Source organism: Bacteroides oleiciplenus YIT 12058, assembly GCF_000315485.1.
Lineage (GTDB): Bacteria > Bacteroidota > Bacteroidia > Bacteroidales > Bacteroidaceae > Bacteroides > Bacteroides oleiciplenus.
This window is the reverse complement of sequence record NZ_JH992943.1, coordinates 114,917-132,363: the sequence shown is the minus strand read 5'-3', so window position 1 is coordinate 132,363 and position 17,447 is coordinate 114,917. Positions and strand designations below refer to the sequence as shown.

General features: G+C 43.1%; 12 protein-coding genes and 1 tRNA gene. 7 read left to right on the top strand and 6 right to left on the bottom strand.

Going from position 1 to position 17,447, the window contains the following annotated elements; all coding sequences use genetic code 11:
* Positions 1-35: 35 nt before the first annotated feature.
* The gene (locus tag HMPREF9447_RS17055; protein ID WP_009131002.1) at positions 36-866 is read left to right on the top strand and encodes a 4Fe-4S binding protein; all 831 of its coding nucleotides are present in this window, start codon (positions 36-38) and stop codon (positions 864-866) included.
* A 223-nt stretch (positions 867-1,089) separates the two neighbouring features.
* On the opposite strand, the gene tilS is transcribed toward HMPREF9447_RS17055, so the two are convergent.
* Positions 1,090-2,394 carry a tRNA lysidine(34) synthetase TilS gene (gene tilS, locus HMPREF9447_RS17050; RefSeq protein ID WP_044138420.1) on the bottom strand — a complete coding sequence of 435 codons (1,305 nt, stop codon included), beginning with the start codon at positions 2,392-2,394 and terminating at the stop codon, positions 1,090-1,092.
* A 152-nt stretch (positions 2,395-2,546) separates the two neighbouring features.
* On the opposite strand from tilS, the gene feoB reads away from it, so the two are divergent.
* The 3 genes from feoB (at position 2,547) to HMPREF9447_RS17035 (ending at position 5,349) form a co-directional block, all read left to right on the top strand.
* Positions 2,547-5,015, top strand: coding sequence for a ferrous iron transport protein B (gene feoB / locus HMPREF9447_RS17045; RefSeq protein ID WP_044138321.1), 2,469 nt, complete (start codon positions 2,547-2,549; stop codon positions 5,013-5,015).
* On the top strand, positions 5,012-5,227 hold the full coding sequence (locus tag HMPREF9447_RS17040; protein ID WP_009130999.1) for a hypothetical protein: 216 nt from the start codon (positions 5,012-5,014) through the stop codon (positions 5,225-5,227). The genes feoB and HMPREF9447_RS17040 overlap by 4 nt, the downstream gene beginning before the upstream one ends.
* A 50-nt stretch (positions 5,228-5,277) precedes the next feature.
* Positions 5,278-5,349 (top strand) — tRNA-Cys (locus tag HMPREF9447_RS17035).
* Positions 5,350-5,468: 119 nt separating this feature from the next.
* Here the strand turns inward: HMPREF9447_RS17035 and HMPREF9447_RS17030 are convergent.
* Positions 5,469-11,261 carry a DUF3320 domain-containing protein gene (locus HMPREF9447_RS17030; RefSeq protein WP_009130998.1) on the bottom strand — a complete coding sequence of 1,931 codons (5,793 nt, stop codon included), beginning with the start codon at positions 11,259-11,261 and terminating at the stop codon, positions 5,469-5,471.
* 241 nt (positions 11,262-11,502) lie between these two features.
* Here HMPREF9447_RS17030 and HMPREF9447_RS17025 point away from each other — a divergent pair, with 241 nt between their 5' ends.
* A complete protein-coding gene (locus tag HMPREF9447_RS17025; protein ID WP_009130997.1) occupies positions 11,503-13,368 on the top strand; it encodes an SLC13 family permease in 1,866 nt (621 codons plus the stop codon).
* Positions 13,369-13,393: 25 nt separating this feature from the next.
* A complete protein-coding gene (locus tag HMPREF9447_RS17020; protein WP_009130996.1) occupies positions 13,394-13,933 on the top strand; it encodes a TlpA family protein disulfide reductase in 540 nt (179 codons plus the stop codon).
* 23 nt (positions 13,934-13,956) lie between these two features.
* On the opposite strand, the gene HMPREF9447_RS17015 is transcribed toward HMPREF9447_RS17020, so the two are convergent.
* Positions 13,957-14,688: a class I SAM-dependent methyltransferase gene (locus tag HMPREF9447_RS17015; RefSeq protein WP_009130995.1), complete on the bottom strand. Its 732-nt coding sequence runs from the start codon at positions 14,686-14,688 to the stop codon at positions 13,957-13,959.
* A 110-nt stretch (positions 14,689-14,798) separates the two neighbouring features.
* Between HMPREF9447_RS17015 and HMPREF9447_RS17010 the strand changes: the two genes are divergently transcribed.
* Entirely contained in the window at positions 14,799-14,981 is a 183-nt protein-coding gene (locus tag HMPREF9447_RS17010; RefSeq protein WP_009130994.1) for a hypothetical protein, read from the top strand.
* 70 nt (positions 14,982-15,051) lie between these two features.
* Here HMPREF9447_RS17010 and HMPREF9447_RS17005 read toward each other — a convergent pair whose 3' ends face one another.
* From HMPREF9447_RS17005 to HMPREF9447_RS16995, 3 genes are all read right to left on the bottom strand, one after another.
* Positions 15,052-15,429 carry a VOC family protein gene (locus tag HMPREF9447_RS17005; RefSeq protein WP_009130993.1) on the bottom strand — a complete coding sequence of 126 codons (378 nt, stop codon included), beginning with the start codon at positions 15,427-15,429 and terminating at the stop codon, positions 15,052-15,054.
* Positions 15,430-15,544: 115 nt separating this feature from the next.
* Entirely contained in the window at positions 15,545-16,672 is a 1,128-nt protein-coding gene (locus HMPREF9447_RS17000) for a DUF4468 domain-containing protein (RefSeq protein WP_009130992.1), read from the bottom strand.
* Positions 16,673-16,684: 12 nt separating this feature from the next.
* The gene (locus HMPREF9447_RS16995; protein ID WP_009130991.1) at positions 16,685-17,416 is read right to left on the bottom strand and encodes an MBL fold metallo-hydrolase; all 732 of its coding nucleotides are present in this window, start codon (positions 17,414-17,416) and stop codon (positions 16,685-16,687) included.
* Positions 17,417-17,447: the final 31 nt, after the last annotated feature.

Here is a 17,447-nt window from a genome sequence, read left to right as displayed (position 1 = left end):
TTTGCTTGATAAACTAAGAAAAAGTGCGTAAAATTATGGATATAAACGAAGTTCATCTCATCTGTTTCTCGCCCACTCGTACCTCTAAACAAGTTGGCGAGGCAATTGTTCGCGGAACAGGGCTAACAAATATAATTACGACTGATTTAACATTGCATGCTGCCGAAGTGGATATTGCAGAGGATACATTGACCATAGTTGCAGTTCCGGTATATGGTGGCAAAGTGGCTCCTTTGGCTATGGAACGCTTGCAAGGAGTTCGTACATCGGGATCCCCGGTAGTGCTGGTAGTGGTATATGGTAACCGTGCTTATGAGAAGGCTTTGGTGGAGTTGGATGCATTTGCTTCTGCCAAGGGCTTCAAAGTGGTTGCAGGGGCAACGTTTGTGGGAGAGCATTCTTATAGTACGGAGCAACATCCGGTTGCTGCAGGGCGTCCAGATGCGAACGATTTGCAGTATGCGGAGGAGTTTGGTGCAAAGTTACGGACGAAAATTAATGCGGCTACGGATATGGAACATTTGTATCCGGTAGATGTGAACCGTATTCAACGTCCCCGTCAGCCTTTCTTGCCACTTTTTAAGTTTTTGCGGCGGGTGATAAAACTACGTAAGAGTGGAGTGCCTTTGCCACGTGTGCCGGAAGTGGATGCTGAACTGTGTACGCATTGCGGTATTTGTGCGGCTCATTGTCCGTCAGGAGCTATTGTAAAAGGTGACGAGTGCAATACGATTGCAGAGAAATGTATTAAGTGCTGTGCTTGCGTCAAAGGATGTCCATTCAAGGCGCGGACGTATGATACTCCATTTGCTGTGTTGCTTTCGGACTGTTTTGGACGGCAGAAGGAAGCGAGAATTATTCTTTAAATAATTAATTGATTTTCTATAGATGGTTATTTCCTGTTCATGCGGGAGATAACCTTTTTTTATGTGAATATTAATTCGTTCCACCATGGGGTACTTTTCGTTCCCTTATGTAGGGACGAAAAGAACCTTATGAGGGAACGAAAAGTACCCCATGGTGGAACGAATTAGTTTTCGCTATTTCGGTATTAAACTATTGCAGGGAGAGGGGGTGGTATGGCTGGTCTTACGGGATAAATTTCACTATGATTATCCTGCGGGTATTCTCATCTATCCTGAAACGGTTGTCGGTGCGTTCGCCTATCAGCCAGATAATGTGGTTGCCGCTACAAAGCACCCATTGCTGCTCTTTGCGTGAAAGGGAGAATTTACGGTCTGTAAGGTAATCGCTGACTTTCTTTCGCCCTGTCATGCCGAAGGGGATGAAGCTGTCGCCTTGGCGGCAACGTCTTACGGTGAGGGATTCTAATTTATCTGCATCGAAGCAAGCTGTATTCCGGTCGCGCGGAATGACGAAGTCGTTTGTGAGTTCCCGTTCTTCCATCGTGAGTTGGAAGGGGAGGGCACCATCGTCTGGAGATAATATGGTTGAAGAATCAGCAGAACAGATAGGGGCTATCAACAATAATGTCCGGTCTTTGATGACGCGCCATTCTTTGCTGAGAAATATTTTTCCCGGCTGTCCATTCAGAGAGGCGAATATATCTTTTATTTGGGTGCCATTGAATCCCAACGGAGATAAAATCTCAAACAATAAAGTTTCCGGGGCGGGTTCCTCAAGTAGGGCTTGTATCAGAATGCCTTGTCCGGTCTGCACCTTTTGCTTTCCTTCTTCTATACCTCTTTTATATAATAGGGCTGCATCATTCAGATGTTTTGCGGTGCGGAGAAGGCTCTCCTTTACCGAAGGATTGATTTCTTGCATCAGGGGTAGAAGGTTGAGGCGTATTTTGTTGCGGGTGTATTCATCTTGCAGGTTGGTGCTATCTGTTATGTAAGGTTGTCCGATTTCTTGCAGATATTCTGTTATTTCTTTCCGATCGATGCATAGCAAAGGACGGACAATATTTCCGTTTTTGGGACGAATGCCCAGTAACCCGTTGATACCTGTTCCGCGGATAAGGTTTAGCAGGAGGGTTTCTACACTGTCGTCTTTGTGATGAGCTACGGCGATGACATCGGCCCTTTGTTTCAGGCGGAGTTCTTCAAACCAAGCATAACGCAATTCCCGTGCTGCCATTTCGATGGAGATGTGTCGCTGGGTGGCTTCTTCCGTAGTCCGGAAATGCCGGATATGTAACGGGATTTCCAGTTGCAGGCAGAGTTGGCGGACAAATGTCTCATCCCGGTCCGACTCGTCACCCCGCAGATGAAAGTTGCAATGCGCTGCTTCACAGGTGTATCCCATATCAAGAAGCAGATGCAATAATGCTACTGAGTCCGCTCCGCCACTCAGTGTCACCAAGATTTTATCTTTCAAGGTGAAAAGCTTTTCCTGCTCAATATATTGCGCTATCTTTTTCTTGTTCATGCCGCAAAGATACATTTTATTCGATTATTCCCAGTAATTATCTTTTGGAAACATGCCCTTTTTTATCCCTTATTTAAAAACAATCTAAATAATTTGTGCGCTACAAGCAAAACATTTATCTTTGCACCAAAATTAATGAAAGAGAGAAGACTATGCGTTTGTCCGAATTAAAAACAGGAGAAAAAGGTGTAATCGTTAAAGTACTGGGACACGGCGGTTTCCGTAAACGAATTGTAGAGATGGGTTTCATCAAAGGCAAAACTGTGGAAGTTTTGCTGAATGCCCCGTTGAAAGACCCTATCAAATATAAAGTAATGGGTTATGAAATCTCTCTGCGTCGTCAGGAAGCAGGGATGATTGAAATTATCAGCGAACAGGAAGCGAAAGAACAAGCGACGAAGCAAGATTATCACCCCGGAATGAGCGAAGATATTTACCCGGGTGACGAAGTACTGAAACGCATCGCCCTTGGCAAACGCCGTACCATCAATGTCGCTTTGGTAGGTAATCCTAATTGTGGAAAAACTTCTCTGTTCAATATTGCTTCCGGTTCACATGAGCACGTCGGCAACTATAGCGGTGTAACAGTGGATGCAAAGGAAGGTTATTTTAATTTTCAGGGTTATCAATTCCGCATTGTCGACTTGCCCGGTACGTATTCGTTATCGGCTTATAGTCCCGAAGAAATGTATGTCCGCCATCACATTATCAATGAGACGCCGGACATCGTTATCAATGTAGTAGATTCTTCCAATCTGGAACGTAATCTTTACCTCACCACCCAACTGATTGATATGAATGTGCGCATGGTGATGGCCCTCAATATGTACGACGAATTGGAGGCCAGTGGTAATACGTTGGATTATATGACACTCAGCCAATTGTTCGGTGTTCCTATGGTGCCCACAGTCTCACGCACAGGTAAAGGTATCGAGGATCTTTTCCATGTTGTTATCAGCATTTACGAAGGTGCCGACTTCCTGGACCAAAAAGAGAATGTACGTACTGAAGTTTTAAAAGATTTGCGGGAATGGCATAAGGAATTTGTGCCTGGCTATAGCGCTGGTGCTCATAAAGAAGAAGGAAGCCATCATGGTTTTTATCGCCATATTCACATTAATCATGGACCGGAACTGGAACGTAGCATTGAAGAAGTAAAGCATATTATCAGTGAGAATGAGGATATCAGGCATAAATACTCTACTCGTTTTCTGGCTATCAAGCTGTTGGAAAATGATCCTGATGTAGAAAAATTAATCAAAGCTTTACCTAATGGCAAAGAAATCATGGTTGTCCGAGATCAGGAGAGTCATCGTATCCGTGAAGTGCTGAATGAGGATTGCGACCAGGCAATTACCGATGCCAAGTATGGTTTTATCTCCGGTGCTCTTAAAGAAACTTTTGTGGATAATCATTTGGATAAGGAGCACACGACCCGTGTGATAGATTCTATCGTGACGCATCGTTTCTGGGGATTTCCTATTTTCTTTCTCTTTATGTACCTCATGTTTGAAGGGACATTCGTGCTTGGCGAATATCCGATGATGGGCATTGAATGGCTGGTGGAGGTTCTTGGAAACCTTATACGTGATAATATGTCAGATGGTCCGCTGAAAGATTTGCTGGTAGACGGTATTGTAGGCGGTGTGGGTGGTGTTATTGTCTTCTTGCCGAATATTCTTATTCTTTACTTCTGCATCTCGTTGATGGAAGATTCCGGTTATATGGCACGCGCAGCGTTTATTATGGATAAGATTATGCATAAGATGGGGTTGCATGGTAAATCCTTTATCCCTTTGATTATGGGCTTCGGATGCAATGTTCCTGCCATTATGGCTTCACGTACCATTGAAAACCGCAAGAGTCGCTTGATTACTATGCTCGTCAATCCATTGATGTCATGTAGTGCCCGCTTGCCGATTTATTTATTGCTGGTAGGCGCATTCTTCCCGAACAATGGCAGTCTGATATTGTTGCTTATATACTCGATAGGTATTCTGCTGGCGGTGTTGCTGGCACGTTTGTTCAGTCGTTTTCTGGTAAAGGGAGATGATACTCCGTTCGTTATGGAGCTTCCGCCTTATCGCCTGCCGACTGCCAAAGCCATTTTCCGGCATACGTGGGAGAAGGGGGCGCAATATCTCCGCAAGATGGGAGGCATTATCATGATAGCTTCTATCGTGATATGGGCATTGGGCTATTATCCTGACCATGATGCGTATGAGACTGTTGCCGAGCAGCAGGAAAATTCTTACATCGGACAGATAGGAAAAGCGATGGAACCGGTTATTGAACCGTTGGGCTTTGACTGGAAACTGGGTATTGGCATACTTTCGGGTGTAGGAGCCAAAGAATTGGTGGTAAGTACGCTGGGAGTACTTTATACGAATGATGCGGAAGCCGATGTGGTAAGTCTTGCCGAACGTATTCCCATCACGCCACTGGTAGCCTTCTGCTATATGGTATTCGTACTTATATATTTCCCGTGTATTGCTACGATTGTGGCTATCAAGCAAGAATCCGGTAGCTGGAAATGGGCACTGTTTACTGCAGTGTACACCTCGCTGCTTGCATGGGTGATGGCATTTGCTATATATAAAATAGGAGGATTATTTGTATGATGAACTGGCAACAATGGGTAGTGGCAATTCTGTTACTATTGTGTATTGTTCGGATCGGTTGGGGTATTTATACTTTTCTTCGCCGGACAAAAGAAAATGGTAATCCGTGTGCTAATTGCGTAACCGGTTGTGAATTAAAGCGATTGATGGACGAGAAGCGTGCAGAGTGCAGTGTCGCTAAAAAAGAAAAGAAGAAAAAATGCTGCGGATAGTTGGTATATTCAAAAAATGTACTACCTTTGCAACCGCAAACAAAAAAGACGGTTCCTTGGATGAGTGGCTTAGTCAGCGGTCTGCAAAACCGTGTACGGCGGTTCGAATCCGCCAGGAACCTCGATGAGAAATCCGAAATCTTAAAGGTTTCGGATTTTTTGTTTTAAACCATACTGAGTTGAATTTCTCAGCTTTTATAAATTGTCATAGACGTATCTGGGGGTAGTGCGTCCATGAACTTTAATTGTTCATGGATACCATTCCATCTGTACACTTGAATATTCCTCTATTAATCAGAATTTGTATAGCCTGTTCCGTCACCATATCTAAATTTGCTCCTTTTCTGCTGAAACCCAGAAGCTGGGAAGTCAGCCGTTTTAAGTCTTCTATCGGCATGGAAATCTGTTGTTCTATAGCATAGCGGGCGGCACTCATTACCTCTAAAACAGGAATGTCCAGAATGTCACGTTTGGAATTGATGCGGTAAAAGTCAGCGTTTTTTGCCTTCTCTTCGCTTTCCCAGTAGATAATAGAATTTCCCGATAAGGGATCTTTATATACATCTTTGAGAAGATCGTCAATGAATCCTTGTAACCGGGTGGTCACTCTTGTCAATTTCCAGATGCGCAAGATTCTTTTATATAACAAGGTATTCGTTATAGGCTGTTCAATTCGTACAATTTGCTCAAGTTGCCTTTTTACCTGATAGGATGAGGTCATTACCTTGTCAATATCCGTACTATAGCTTATTTCTGGCAAATCAGCAAAAACATATTCTTTCTCGCGGCTGTTCACTAATTCTACAACAGGTTCATTTTCTATGCTGAATGTTTTCAGAACAGCAGGCTGTATTGGAAGGGGAGATTGTTCTTCTACTTTTACTTTCTTTACATCCTCCAGCTTTTTGATAATGCGTTCCACTACATTCTCTTTATGCTCAAACCAATCGACGGACCATACACGCATGACATTCCAGTGAAGCATCTGCAAGACGTTGGGTTGCACAATCTCACGGTCTCTGGTGGTTTTGGTTTCATAATAATTTTTGCCGTCACACAATATTCCTAAGATATATGTATCCGGCTGCTCCGGGTTTACAATAGCCAAATCAACCTTAAAGTTTGAACGTCCTACCAGAGTGTCCACTTTATAACCGCGCTGAGTAAGTTCTTGCGCTATCAGAGTTATTAAATCACTTTGTTTTTGATTCTGAAGTTGGACTGCCGGAATAGGAGAGGTGCCACGTTCTGCAAATTCCAGGAATTTCTTTAATCCTTCCACGCCTCTGGACTTGGTACGTTTCAAATCTATTTGCTCAGAACGCAAGGTAGAGAAGATAATCATTTCATAGCGGGCACGGGATACGGCCACATTCAGACGGCGCTCACCACCTTGATTGTTCAGCGGACCGAAATTCATAGAGACATTGCCATTCTTGTCTGGCCCGTATCCTATAGAGAAAAGTATGATATCCCGTTCATCACCTTGCACATTCTCCAGATTCTTAATGAAGATAGGTTCATTACTTTGGAAAGCTTTTTCTTCTAATTCCGGATATTTGTTCAATTCCTCTATCAACATGTCTTCTATCAGATTCTGTTGTACCTGGCTGAAAGACACTACACCTATGCTTCTTTCGGAGAGTTCCGGTGTTTGCAAACGATGCAGTATTTCCTTCACAATCGCTTCTGCTTCTGCATGGTTACTGCGTGTACGTCCTTTGTCATACGAACCATTGACCTGAACTAAGCGTACTTTTGAGACCCTGTCGTCTACGGAAGGGAAAGTATATAATTTCCCATTGTAATATTGGGAATTGCTGAAAGCAATCAGACTTTCGTGTTTACTACGGTAATGCCAGGTTAGATAGCGGGATGGAATTGACAGTGAGATACAATCATCCAAGATACTCTCCATATCATCAAATTCAGCTTCTTCCTCGTCGACTTGTGAAGAGGAAAAGAAACTTGTTGGCGGCATTTGTTTGGGGTCGCCTACCACAACCAATGCTTTACCCCGGGCTATCGCACCGACAGCTTCACTGGTAGGCATCTGGGAAGCTTCATCAAAGATGACAAGGTCGAACTTCTCTGCATCCAGATCAATATATTGCGCTACTGATATCGGACTCATCAACATGCATGGACACAGTTTGGGCAGCAAGGTTGGTATTTGGTCTATGATTCTTCGGATGGACGTACCACGTCCTCCATTGGAGATATTTCTTTTCAGGATTCCTATCTCGGAGCTGGATGCAGCTTCCATTGTCAGGGAAGGTATCTTTGCTGCCAATCTGCAATATAGCTCTTTTTTACTCAATTCCTGAAATTCTGTAGTCAGCAGCTTATACTTATTAATCATTTCCTCAAACAGCAATCCGTTGAAAAGTCGCAAAGTCTCATCTGCATCAACGGTCTTTATTGCTAATTGATGATAAACACCTTTCATATATGCATCTGCCGCTTCTAATCCTGTTTTGTGTTTATCGGTGATATAGTTGATTACTTCGGAAAGATGTTGGGACTCTAGTTCTTTCTTGCGGATGCACCATTGTCCCCAATCTTTAATCAGATTGAAATGTGCCAGCCATGTGTTAAGGAGGACTGGTAATTTCATTTCGAGGTCGTTGTCAGGCATTTGCATGTAGCATAGGTCTTTCAGTCCATTAAGAACTGCATTCAGTTCATTGATGGTATTGATGGATTGTCTGAATGCATCTTCATTAGACTGTTGAAGTGTGTTCCAATCAATGCTAACCTTACTTGTAAATTGATTAAGGACTTCTGTGAACGGCTGTTGGATTATCTCAGCAAAATCCATTAAAGCGCTGTAAATCATCGGCAGACTTTCTAATATGGAAGCAATATCATCCCATCTCTCCTTATTCTTTTTTCCAAAGAAACCAAAGAAGGATGATAATTCGGAAGACTGTTCCTGGACTATTTTATTATTTTTTTGATAAGCATCAAGCCTTTCTAAAAGCCCGGGTATTTGTGCTGCCTGTAAACTCGTATTGTAAAGTCTTAGTTTCTTGAGGTAGGAACGTTTTGCGAAGAATTTCGGTAAGAACCACTTCATCTCAATTGCTTTCCATTCTTGTTGGAGGATGAATACGTTCTCTTGAAGAATTTGCGGTGCATAGTTTTTGCCCAGTTCTGTTTGCATCCGGTCTCGTTCACGACCTGACAGGATAATATCTTTCCACTCTTCTATCAGGTTGGCATTTCCGCTTATCTCTAATAATGATTTGTTCAGATATGGAATTGAAAGTAGTAAATCACTTATTTTACTCATCCAGTTGATTCCTTCCCAACTATCCGGTATTGAGATTCCCAGATTGTTTGAAAGAGATTTTCTATTGGCTGTAATCAGATTGAATAAATCTATGAGATGTCTGAATCCATTTTGCAACTTTTGGCAATTTTCTAAGGAAGTATTGTACGGTTCTAATCCTTTTAATGGATGTTCCTGTGGATGTCCTGTTATCAGGAAAACTGTATCCAATTCCTGTATCTTCTCGCAAAATGCTGTAAGTTTATCTTTTGTGATGCCATTCAATAGGGAAAAGTCAATTGAGAGTTCATCCCCTTGTATAGACAGATAATTTGTAATGCAGTCATAAAGAGAAAAGCCGGACGCATGAGGATGATGCAATGCTTCCATGTAATCAATCAGCTTTCTTCTCCGCTCAAACAATTGTGTGGAAGTACTTTCAAACTCAACCGGAGATTGGATATGAATAGCTTCTATGGCTTTTTGAAGCTGAGCCAGGAAATGAGATTTAGTAACCTTATTGGAATGTAGTTCCAAACAGAATGGGCTTAATCCTATTCTGGTCAGACGGTTTTGTACTACAGAAAGTGCTGCCATTTTTTCTGCAACAAATAGTACGCGTTTTCCTTTGTACAAGGCATTTGCTATCATATTGGTGATAGTCTGGGATTTTCCGGTTCCCGGAGGACCGTGCAGTATAAAACTCTTCCCTTCTCCTGATTCTATGACGGCTTCCAGTTGAGAAGAATCCACATCGACAGGAATGGAAAAGTTGATAGGTTTGCAATTTTTGTCTATTTCTCTGGCATCAACTTCCGGAGTCGTATCCTGCCATTGGATACGGTTTTCCATCAGGCTGGCTATAATGGGATTCTCTTTTAACTTATCCGCATTGCTGTGGATGTCATTCCACATGACAAACTTGTTGAATGAGAATAACCCTAACATAGATTCTTCTACTACATCCCAGCCTTTCATGTTGCGGATGCAGGTACGAATCGCAGCAAATATTTTTTTTAGATCTACGCCGCTGTCGTCTTTCGGCAATGGGTTAAGTCCGGAGAGATTTACCCCAAATTGTTGCTTTAATAATTCTACCAGCGTTATGTTCAGTATAATCTCTTCATCCCTTGTGCGGATGATATATCCGCTTGTACCACCACGTCGTATGATGTCTACCGGCAGTAGCAGGATAGGAGCAAAGCGAGGTTTCACGCTCTTAGTGGATTCATACCATTTTAGGACACCTAAGACTAAAAACAATGAATTGGCACCATTTTCTTCAATGGCAGTCCGTGAAGTTCGATATACGAATTTGAGTGAGTTTTGTAGCTCGCTTTCGGTCAGATAGGAGCGAATCTTTTTGTTTTTCAGTTCACTGATTACTAGCTCTTCCAGGCTCTCTTTCCAGAGTGAAGAATCATACAATCCTGTTTCACCGGGTTCTATTTTACTTTTGGTAGGGCTGGCTAATATCTGATAATTCTCTCCGGCTTGCAGGTGGTCCTCCAGATGGTCGATGGCAAAAGAGATGAAAGGTATGACCCTTCTGCCAAGCCTGATATTAATCAGGTTATTGCGCAGGGAGAAGTCCAGCAACTTCCTTTCCCAAATAACCTGCTTGGTAATCTCATCCTTGCTGTCATCCAGCTTTATTTCGTACCGGTCCAACTGATTTACTTTTCTGGTTGCATTTTCATGCTCTATCCCATTGTTTTCTATTTGCCACTCACCGTTATGATTTATGCGCTGTGGTAATGGGCGGATTTTATCGAGCCTGCATCTATATACATCAATGAACAGTTCAAAGTTACTCTCTTCTTTGAGTTCCCTTTGAGCTGTCGTTACCGCTTCTTCAAACGAGATATTCTGAGAAGATGTAAGTGCAGTCGTTTCTACCAATACAATATCGCTAATGCCGTTTGCGCTTCCTTTTAGTAGGAAAGAAGCATCGTCTCCCACAGTCTGGTGATAGATATCTTCTGTCAGCCATGCACCTACGAATATATGCCCTTTCAATAAAACAAGAAGGGGATGAATACCATTTGCTTCCAGACAAGAAGCATAAAGTAAAGTCAGATCTATGCACGTGCCCAATTTACTGGTGAGTACATTGTCCACCAGACGGATACGTTGTCCCATCGTTTCAAAACTGGCTGGAACCGTAGAATATATCAAAGATTCAGATCGTAGAGCTTCATAGATGGCAGCCACCTGCGCCCGCACACGATTGGGATTTTGTGTCTGGTATTCATCTAAGGCAGAGCTGCCCGTCCATTTCTCAAGAAACTGTGAAGCCTTTACGCTTATTCTTGAAAGTATAGGGTGATTGGGAGTGACAAAAGTAACTAAAAGTTCGGGCATAATACTGGCACCGGTCCATTGGTCGTAAGCCATCAGTTTGATGGGGAATGTCTGTTGATGAGCTATTTCATCTGAAATGGTAATGGTCAGGTTGAAGTGGGTGTCGATGCCTTCTGTCAGTTCTATCAGTTTTCTGTTTTCGGGGAATATTTCCAGACTATTGATTTGTACGTTTTGTCCCTTGGGGATTATCTCCAAAATACTTTCCGAATGCTTAATCAGTTCTCCGTCTATCGAAACTTTGATGTGGTTCCAGTCAACCTCATCGTTATTCATTAGTTCGCAGAAATTGCATGAAGGCACGTGATTGTGGATCATTGCATAATTAATACATGGCAGGTATTCCAAGTGAACTGTTCCGTTGAAAGTGCCTGTAATTGTGTTGTCGTTTCCCATTATTGTTATAGAATTTAACTGATAAAAGAGGTAAGCCTATACTATTGTTCCCGGATTCAAAGGTATGAATATATTGTTAATAATCCAGCTTTTATTATGAATTTAGTGAGATATTTGTCGTTTATTTAGTTCAAAAAGGATTCATCCTCTTGTCTATCGTTCTGATTTTTGTGATATTTGCAACCTCATAGAACAAAAAATGGTGTTGAAGTGTTTATAAATAGACAAATTTTATATCTATATGTATATTACCCTCATTATTTTATTTCTTTCTGCGATATTTTTCATGAGTGGCAAAGTACGCTCAGATTTAGTGGCACTTTGTGCACTAGTGTTATTAATAGTATCCGGTATCCTGACACCGGAGGAGGCACTGACGGGCTTTTCCAACTCCGTAGTGATAATGATGATCGGGCTGTTTGTTGTGGGCGGCGCTATCTTCCAGACAGGATTGGCGAAGATGATAAGCAGTCGTATCCTGAAATTGGCCGGTGACAGTGAGTTGAAACTTTTTGTTCTTATTATATTGGTGACAGCCTTTATCGGTGCCTTTGTCAGCAATACCGGAACAGTGGCTTTGATGCTTCCTATCGTAGTCAGTATGGCTATGAGTTCACAAATCAATGTCAGCCGCTTGCTGATGCCGCTCGCATTTGCCAGTAGTATGGGTGGTATGATGACGTTGATTGGTACACCGCCTAACCTTGTTATCCAAGAAGCACTGACCTCTGCGGGATATGCGCCACTTACTTTCTTTTCATTTACCCCTGTGGGACTGGTTTGCGTAACTGTCGGGTTGATAGTGTTAATCCCGTTGAGCAAGATGTTTCTAACAAAGAAGGGAGATAAAACTCGTAAAGGGAAAAAGAATAAATCACTGAAAGAATTGGCAGGAGAATACCAATTGTTCCAGAACTTATGCAGGGTGCAAGTGGAAAGCAAATCTCCTTTAGCCGGAAAAACCATACAAGAATTGAACATCCCGCAGCGCTATAATGCGGGAATTATGGAAGTTCGCCGCCAATCTTCTTCTTCCCGCCGTCATTTCTTCAAGACGATGAGCCAGGAGATGGCTGCTGCTAATACGGTTATTCAGGAGAATGATATTCTCTATGTGCTGGGCGACTTTTCCAATGTGAAACGTCTTGCTGAAGAAAATGCATTGAAGTTGCTGGATACACATACGGCGGAAGGCGCAGTGGAATCTAAGAGTGAAGAACTGGAATTCACTGAAATCGGTATTGCTGAAATCGTATTGATGCCTGCATCTAATCTGGTGAACAAACCGGTGAAAGATTCTGGTTTCCGCGAGAAGTTCGGTGTGAACATTCTGGGTATTCAGCGCAAACGCCAGTATATCCTAAAGAATCTGAAAGATGAGAAAATGCATTCGGGAGATGTATTGCTGGTGCAGGGTACTTGGGAGAATATAGCCCGGCTGAATGATGACCCTTCGGATTGGGTAGTACTTGGTCAACCGCTGGCTGAGGCTGCAAAAGTGACACTTAATCATAAAGCACCTGTTGCTGCGCTTATTATGCTGGGAATGGTGGTAATGATGATGTTCGATTTCATTCCTGTTGCTCCCGTAACGGCGGTGATGATTGCAGGACTGCTGATGGTACTTACCGGCTGTTTCCGCAATGTTGAGGCAGCATATAAGACTATCAACTGGGAAAGTATCGTACTGATTGCTGCCATGATGCCTATGTCGTTGGCTCTGGAAAAGACCGGAGCATCCGATTTAGTCTCTAAATCATTGGTGAACGGGCTTGGTAGTTATGGACCATATGTGCTGTTGGCAGGTATTTACTTCACTACTTCGCTGATGACTATGTTTATCAGTAATACGGCTACGGCGGTACTTCTGGCTCCGATTGCTCTCCAGTCTGCCATACAGTTGGAGTTGAGTCCTTTTCCATTCCTGTTTGCCGTTACCGTGGCAGCAAGTATGTGTTTTGCTTCTCCGTTCTCTACTCCACCCAATGCGCTGGTGATGCAGGCGGGACGTTATACATTCATGGATTATGTTAAAGTTGGTTTGCCTTTACAGATAATTATGGGAATTGTGATGATATTTGTGCTCCCGTTATTGTTTCCGTTTTGAGTAAAACTTAAAAAATAGATGATTAATGAAAACAGTACAAAGTCTGATTTTTATCCTGTTCGCTATTTGTAGCCTGTCGGGCAAAGCGCAGGAAGCTGCTGCCGATGATGTCGGTTACATAGTGAAAGTAGGGGAGATGGCTCCCGATTTTACCATTACCCTGACAGATGGTAAGCAAGTCACCCTCTCCGAGCTTCGTGGTAAGGTGGTGATGTTGCAGTTCACGGCCAGTTGGTGTGGTGTTTGTCGTAAGGAGATGCCTTTCATTGAAAAGGATATTTGGTTGAAACATAAAGACAACTCCGGTTTCGCCCTTATCGGAATAGACCGTGATGAACCGCTGGATAAAGTGATTGCATTCGGTAAATCAACCGGCATTACTTATCCGTTGGGCTTGGATCCCGGTGCAGATATATTTGCCAAATATGCGCTGCGTAAAGCTGGAATCACCCGCAATGTGCTTATTGACAAGGATGGCCGCATTGTGATGCTTACCCGCTTGTACAATGAGACAGAATTTGCCGCACTGGTGAAGAAGATAGACGAAATGCTGGCAAAGAAATAAAGAACCAACAATCCAAGTTGACCTTATTTTAAGGTCAACTTGGCTAAATAATCATAGTGTTTTCCCTCTTTTAGTAATTCTGCTCGGAAGCCATTCTCGGCAGCATAAAGACTGAGAGTTTGGAAATCAATGTAAAGCCAGTTGAACGACTCTCCCTGAACATCCTTATATTGCATCTGGAAATCTACTTCTCCATAATAATCTCCTGCCAGGTCGATAACAAAACTTCCATCCTCTTCTTCAAATAGATAGCGTAAATCGCTGGAATCCATAAGAATACAGCCACTTGGACGAAGCAGTTGCTTCATCCTTCTGAAGAAAGCAGGCAGATTTTCCAATTTTCCGATGATGCCCGAACCATTCATCAGCATTAATATCGTGTCGTAAGACTCATAGAAGTGTTCGTCGAACAAATTGGTCAAGGTAGCGTGTCGAACACCTCGTTGCAGCATTACCTCTACTGAGAGGGGTGAAATATCAATGGCATGCACGTCTTTACCCGCTTCCTGCAAGGCGAGACTGTGGCAACCGCTTCCGGCACCCACATCCAGAATTTTGCCTGTAGCCAATTGTAGGGCACTCCGTTCCAGAACGGGCATTTGCTTTTCCGTACGGAATAATTCTTTAACCGGTATTTCGTCCTCATCAAATTGTGAAGAAAAAACTCGTAGGCGGTCAGCCTTATGTCGTTTAAAATAATCAGCAATGGCAGCCCCCATCGGGTCTTTGTCAGTGGAAAGCAGAGCAGTATTCATTCTATTCAGTCTTTAAAAATTGTCGCAAAGATACGAAAAATGCCATCCATTAGCAGAAAAAAACTATCTTTGTGCTGGCTTAAGAATAATAATAAAAAGAAACCGAGTATATGAGTGTAGAAGATGCAATGATGGGCGGTATTGTCTTTAAAGGAAAAAAAGACAAACCAAAGGAAGATGGAAAGGTAAAGACTAAAGCCAAGAAAAAATCGTATGTTACCGGAAAACATGGTTCCGGTGCTGCCAAAATGAAGGCGGATATACGGAAGAAAAGGGCGAATCGTCATAAATAAAGAGTGATAGGGTGATAGAGTGGTAAAGGGATGTATGCCCGTCACTTTATCGCCCTATCACTTTTTATTCCTATTTTGCCGGAAGAACTTCAATCCAGTAATCATCCGGGTCGTGAATGAAGTATAATCCCATAGATGTGTTTTCGAAACATACCCATCCCATCTCTTTGTGATATTGGTGGATAGCATCATAATCACCTGCTACGCGAAAGCATAGATGGCTTTCGTTCTCTCCGAGTTCATAAGCTTGCGGATGCTCTTTGAGGCATGTCAGCTCCAGTAGGAAACCTGTGCTGCCGTCCGTCAGATAAACCAGCGTAAAAGAACCGTCTGAGGCTTCTTTGCGATGATGTTCTTTCAGTCCCAATGCCTTTTCATAGAAAGCAATGCTGCGTTCCAAGTCAGTGACATTGATATTGAAGTGGTCAAATTTACTTTTTATTTCCATGTAATTTAGTGATTAGTGGTTAGTGGTCAGTGATTGGTGATTAGTGATTAGTGATTAATTGAACTGCGCCTTTATGCTGCATAGTAATTAATCACTAATCACTAACCATTAATCACTATTTTACGAATGCTTTCACAATCTCACCCACATACATGCGTGGCTGACCATCCATAGGAGCTTGTGAAGGCATCTTCTTACATTCAAGAACAACAGACGGTTCTGTCTGATTGGCCGGATAGAAGCGCACGGTATAAGTTTCGGCTTTCTCCATTTGTTCGTAAGGCTGATCAGGAGAGAGGAAGCTGAATATAACGGGTTTACCAGATGATTTACCTAATGAACCACCGGCATTAGCCGTCATCATGGTCATGTTGAATGCATCCGAGCCGATTACGAGTACTAACTTGCCTGCACCCATCTGGATGGCATTAGTCGGTAATTGGTCGGGAGCTACTTCCTTGTAACCAGACACTGCGTTTGAAGCGGCAGGAGTGGCAGGAGTAAGTGGGGTGGCAGGAATCACTGTTGTTTTTGTCGTTTCTGCCGGAGCTTTCACTTCAACTGCTGTTTTAGGTGCAATTACTATCGGACCAGAGTTGATAACACTCTTTTCCTCTTTCTTCTCTTCCGCTTGAACTGCCTCAGTTGCTTTCTTAGCGGTGGAAGCACTCAGGGCTTCGGCTGCCCCCGTAGCAAGATCATCTACAAAGTCAACTGTTTTTCTGCGCCATTTGGCAAGGCCGCGCACTAATTTGGTTTTAGCTTTGTTTAGTGCATACTTGTCTACAATCCATTCTTCCGCCGTATATTTTTCTTTTCCTTCACGGTAGTTGTAGCGGATTTTTTCTACTTCCATTGTACACTTTTCGGGTGCACAAACCACGGAAATCTGATAGAGAATTTTTGTACGGTCCAGTGAGAGTGCACTTGAACTGAATACAATCCATTCATCGCCTGTACCTACAATTTGTCCTTCTTCGAGGTTGGTATAGACTACACGACTGGTGTTTTCATTCTTTTTCAACCGTGCTTCCATCCAGTTCTGCATGCGTTTGAAGATTTCTTCCTGAGACATGCCGGGAATACTGAATTCTTTGGTGAATACTACTTTCCCGTCTACTTCGGGCACTGCACCCGCCAGATACTTGCTGTCGTCATCTTTGTCTTTATTCTGGTCCGCAAACACGGTAGCCGGCAGACAGACGCATAACAGTACTAAAAGAAATTGTGTCAAATTTTTCATAATAGGTATGTTTTATTGAGTTATATCGAAACTTTCGCCCCTGTGGGTTATGGACAAGAAACGGCAACCTTTGCTTTCGGCAAATATCCGGAAAGCATTCCCGCCCTGGTATTCCTCGCTGAAATGCATAGGTACAAATATAGCGGTTTTTATCCGTTCCACGAATTGTTCCGCACCTCTCATATAATCTTTTCCGATGCGGTTGTCCACAGGAAACATGGCTACGTCTACCGAAGGGGCGGCCTGTTGGAGGCATTTCACCTCGGCAAGGAAGTCGCCTTCCGCTTTCCGGATTTCCTGCGGGGTGGACTCTTCGCTCCAATGCCAGTTGTTCAAGTCTCCGGCATGAAACAGCCGTACGCCTTGCAGGTCAATCAGCAACGAGATTCCCACATCCGTGGAACCGAATGCTTCAATACGGATATTCTGGTCTTCGTACACATCACCTTTATTAATATAAGTGGCATCCTCACGCGCGGCGCGGCGGTGTTTCAGGATGTCTTTGGAGAAGATGTAGTGAATGTCCGGGCGTTCGGCCTTCCATAAAAGAACTTCGCGATTAAAGTGGTCGGGGTGAAAGTGGGAAGAGAGCACATATAGTTCTCCCGGTTTTCCCAGCAGATAGTCATGGACGATACCTTTATTATATTCCGTTTCAGAGGAATCTTTATAGTAATCGATAATGACCGTCACTCCGTCCGCTTCAATCGCGAAGCCGCTATGGTAAATGTAATCAAGTTTCATGCACAGGTTTAATTATAGCGCAATATTACGA

What these genes read in the sequence shown, in the direction of transcription:
- HMPREF9447_RS17055 (WP_009131002.1), top strand. Translation starts at nt 36, where the DNA reads ATGGATATAAACGAAGTTCATCTCATCTGTTTCTCGCCCACTCGTACC.
- tilS (WP_044138420.1), bottom strand. Translation starts at nt 2,394, where the DNA reads ATGAACAAGAAAAAGATAGCGCAATATATTGAGCAGGAAAAGCTTTTC.
- feoB (WP_044138321.1), top strand. Translation starts at nt 2,547, where the DNA reads ATGCGTTTGTCCGAATTAAAAACAGGAGAAAAAGGTGTAATCGTTAAA.
- HMPREF9447_RS17040 (WP_009130999.1), top strand. Translation starts at nt 5,012, where the DNA reads ATGATGAACTGGCAACAATGGGTAGTGGCAATTCTGTTACTATTGTGT.
- HMPREF9447_RS17030 (WP_009130998.1), bottom strand. Translation starts at nt 11,261, where the DNA reads ATGGGAAACGACAACACAATTACAGGCACTTTCAACGGAACAGTTCAC.
- HMPREF9447_RS17025 (WP_009130997.1), top strand. Translation starts at nt 11,503, where the DNA reads ATGTATATTACCCTCATTATTTTATTTCTTTCTGCGATATTTTTCATG.
- HMPREF9447_RS17020 (WP_009130996.1), top strand. Translation starts at nt 13,394, where the DNA reads ATGAAAACAGTACAAAGTCTGATTTTTATCCTGTTCGCTATTTGTAGC.
- HMPREF9447_RS17015 (WP_009130995.1), bottom strand. Translation starts at nt 14,688, where the DNA reads ATGAATACTGCTCTGCTTTCCACTGACAAAGACCCGATGGGGGCTGCC.
- HMPREF9447_RS17010 (WP_009130994.1), top strand. Translation starts at nt 14,799, where the DNA reads ATGAGTGTAGAAGATGCAATGATGGGCGGTATTGTCTTTAAAGGAAAA.
- HMPREF9447_RS17005 (WP_009130993.1), bottom strand. Translation starts at nt 15,429, where the DNA reads ATGGAAATAAAAAGTAAATTTGACCACTTCAATATCAATGTCACTGAC.
- HMPREF9447_RS17000 (WP_009130992.1), bottom strand. Translation starts at nt 16,672, where the DNA reads ATGAAAAATTTGACACAATTTCTTTTAGTACTGTTATGCGTCTGTCTG.
- HMPREF9447_RS16995 (WP_009130991.1), bottom strand. Translation starts at nt 17,416, where the DNA reads ATGAAACTTGATTACATTTACCATAGCGGCTTCGCGATTGAAGCGGAC.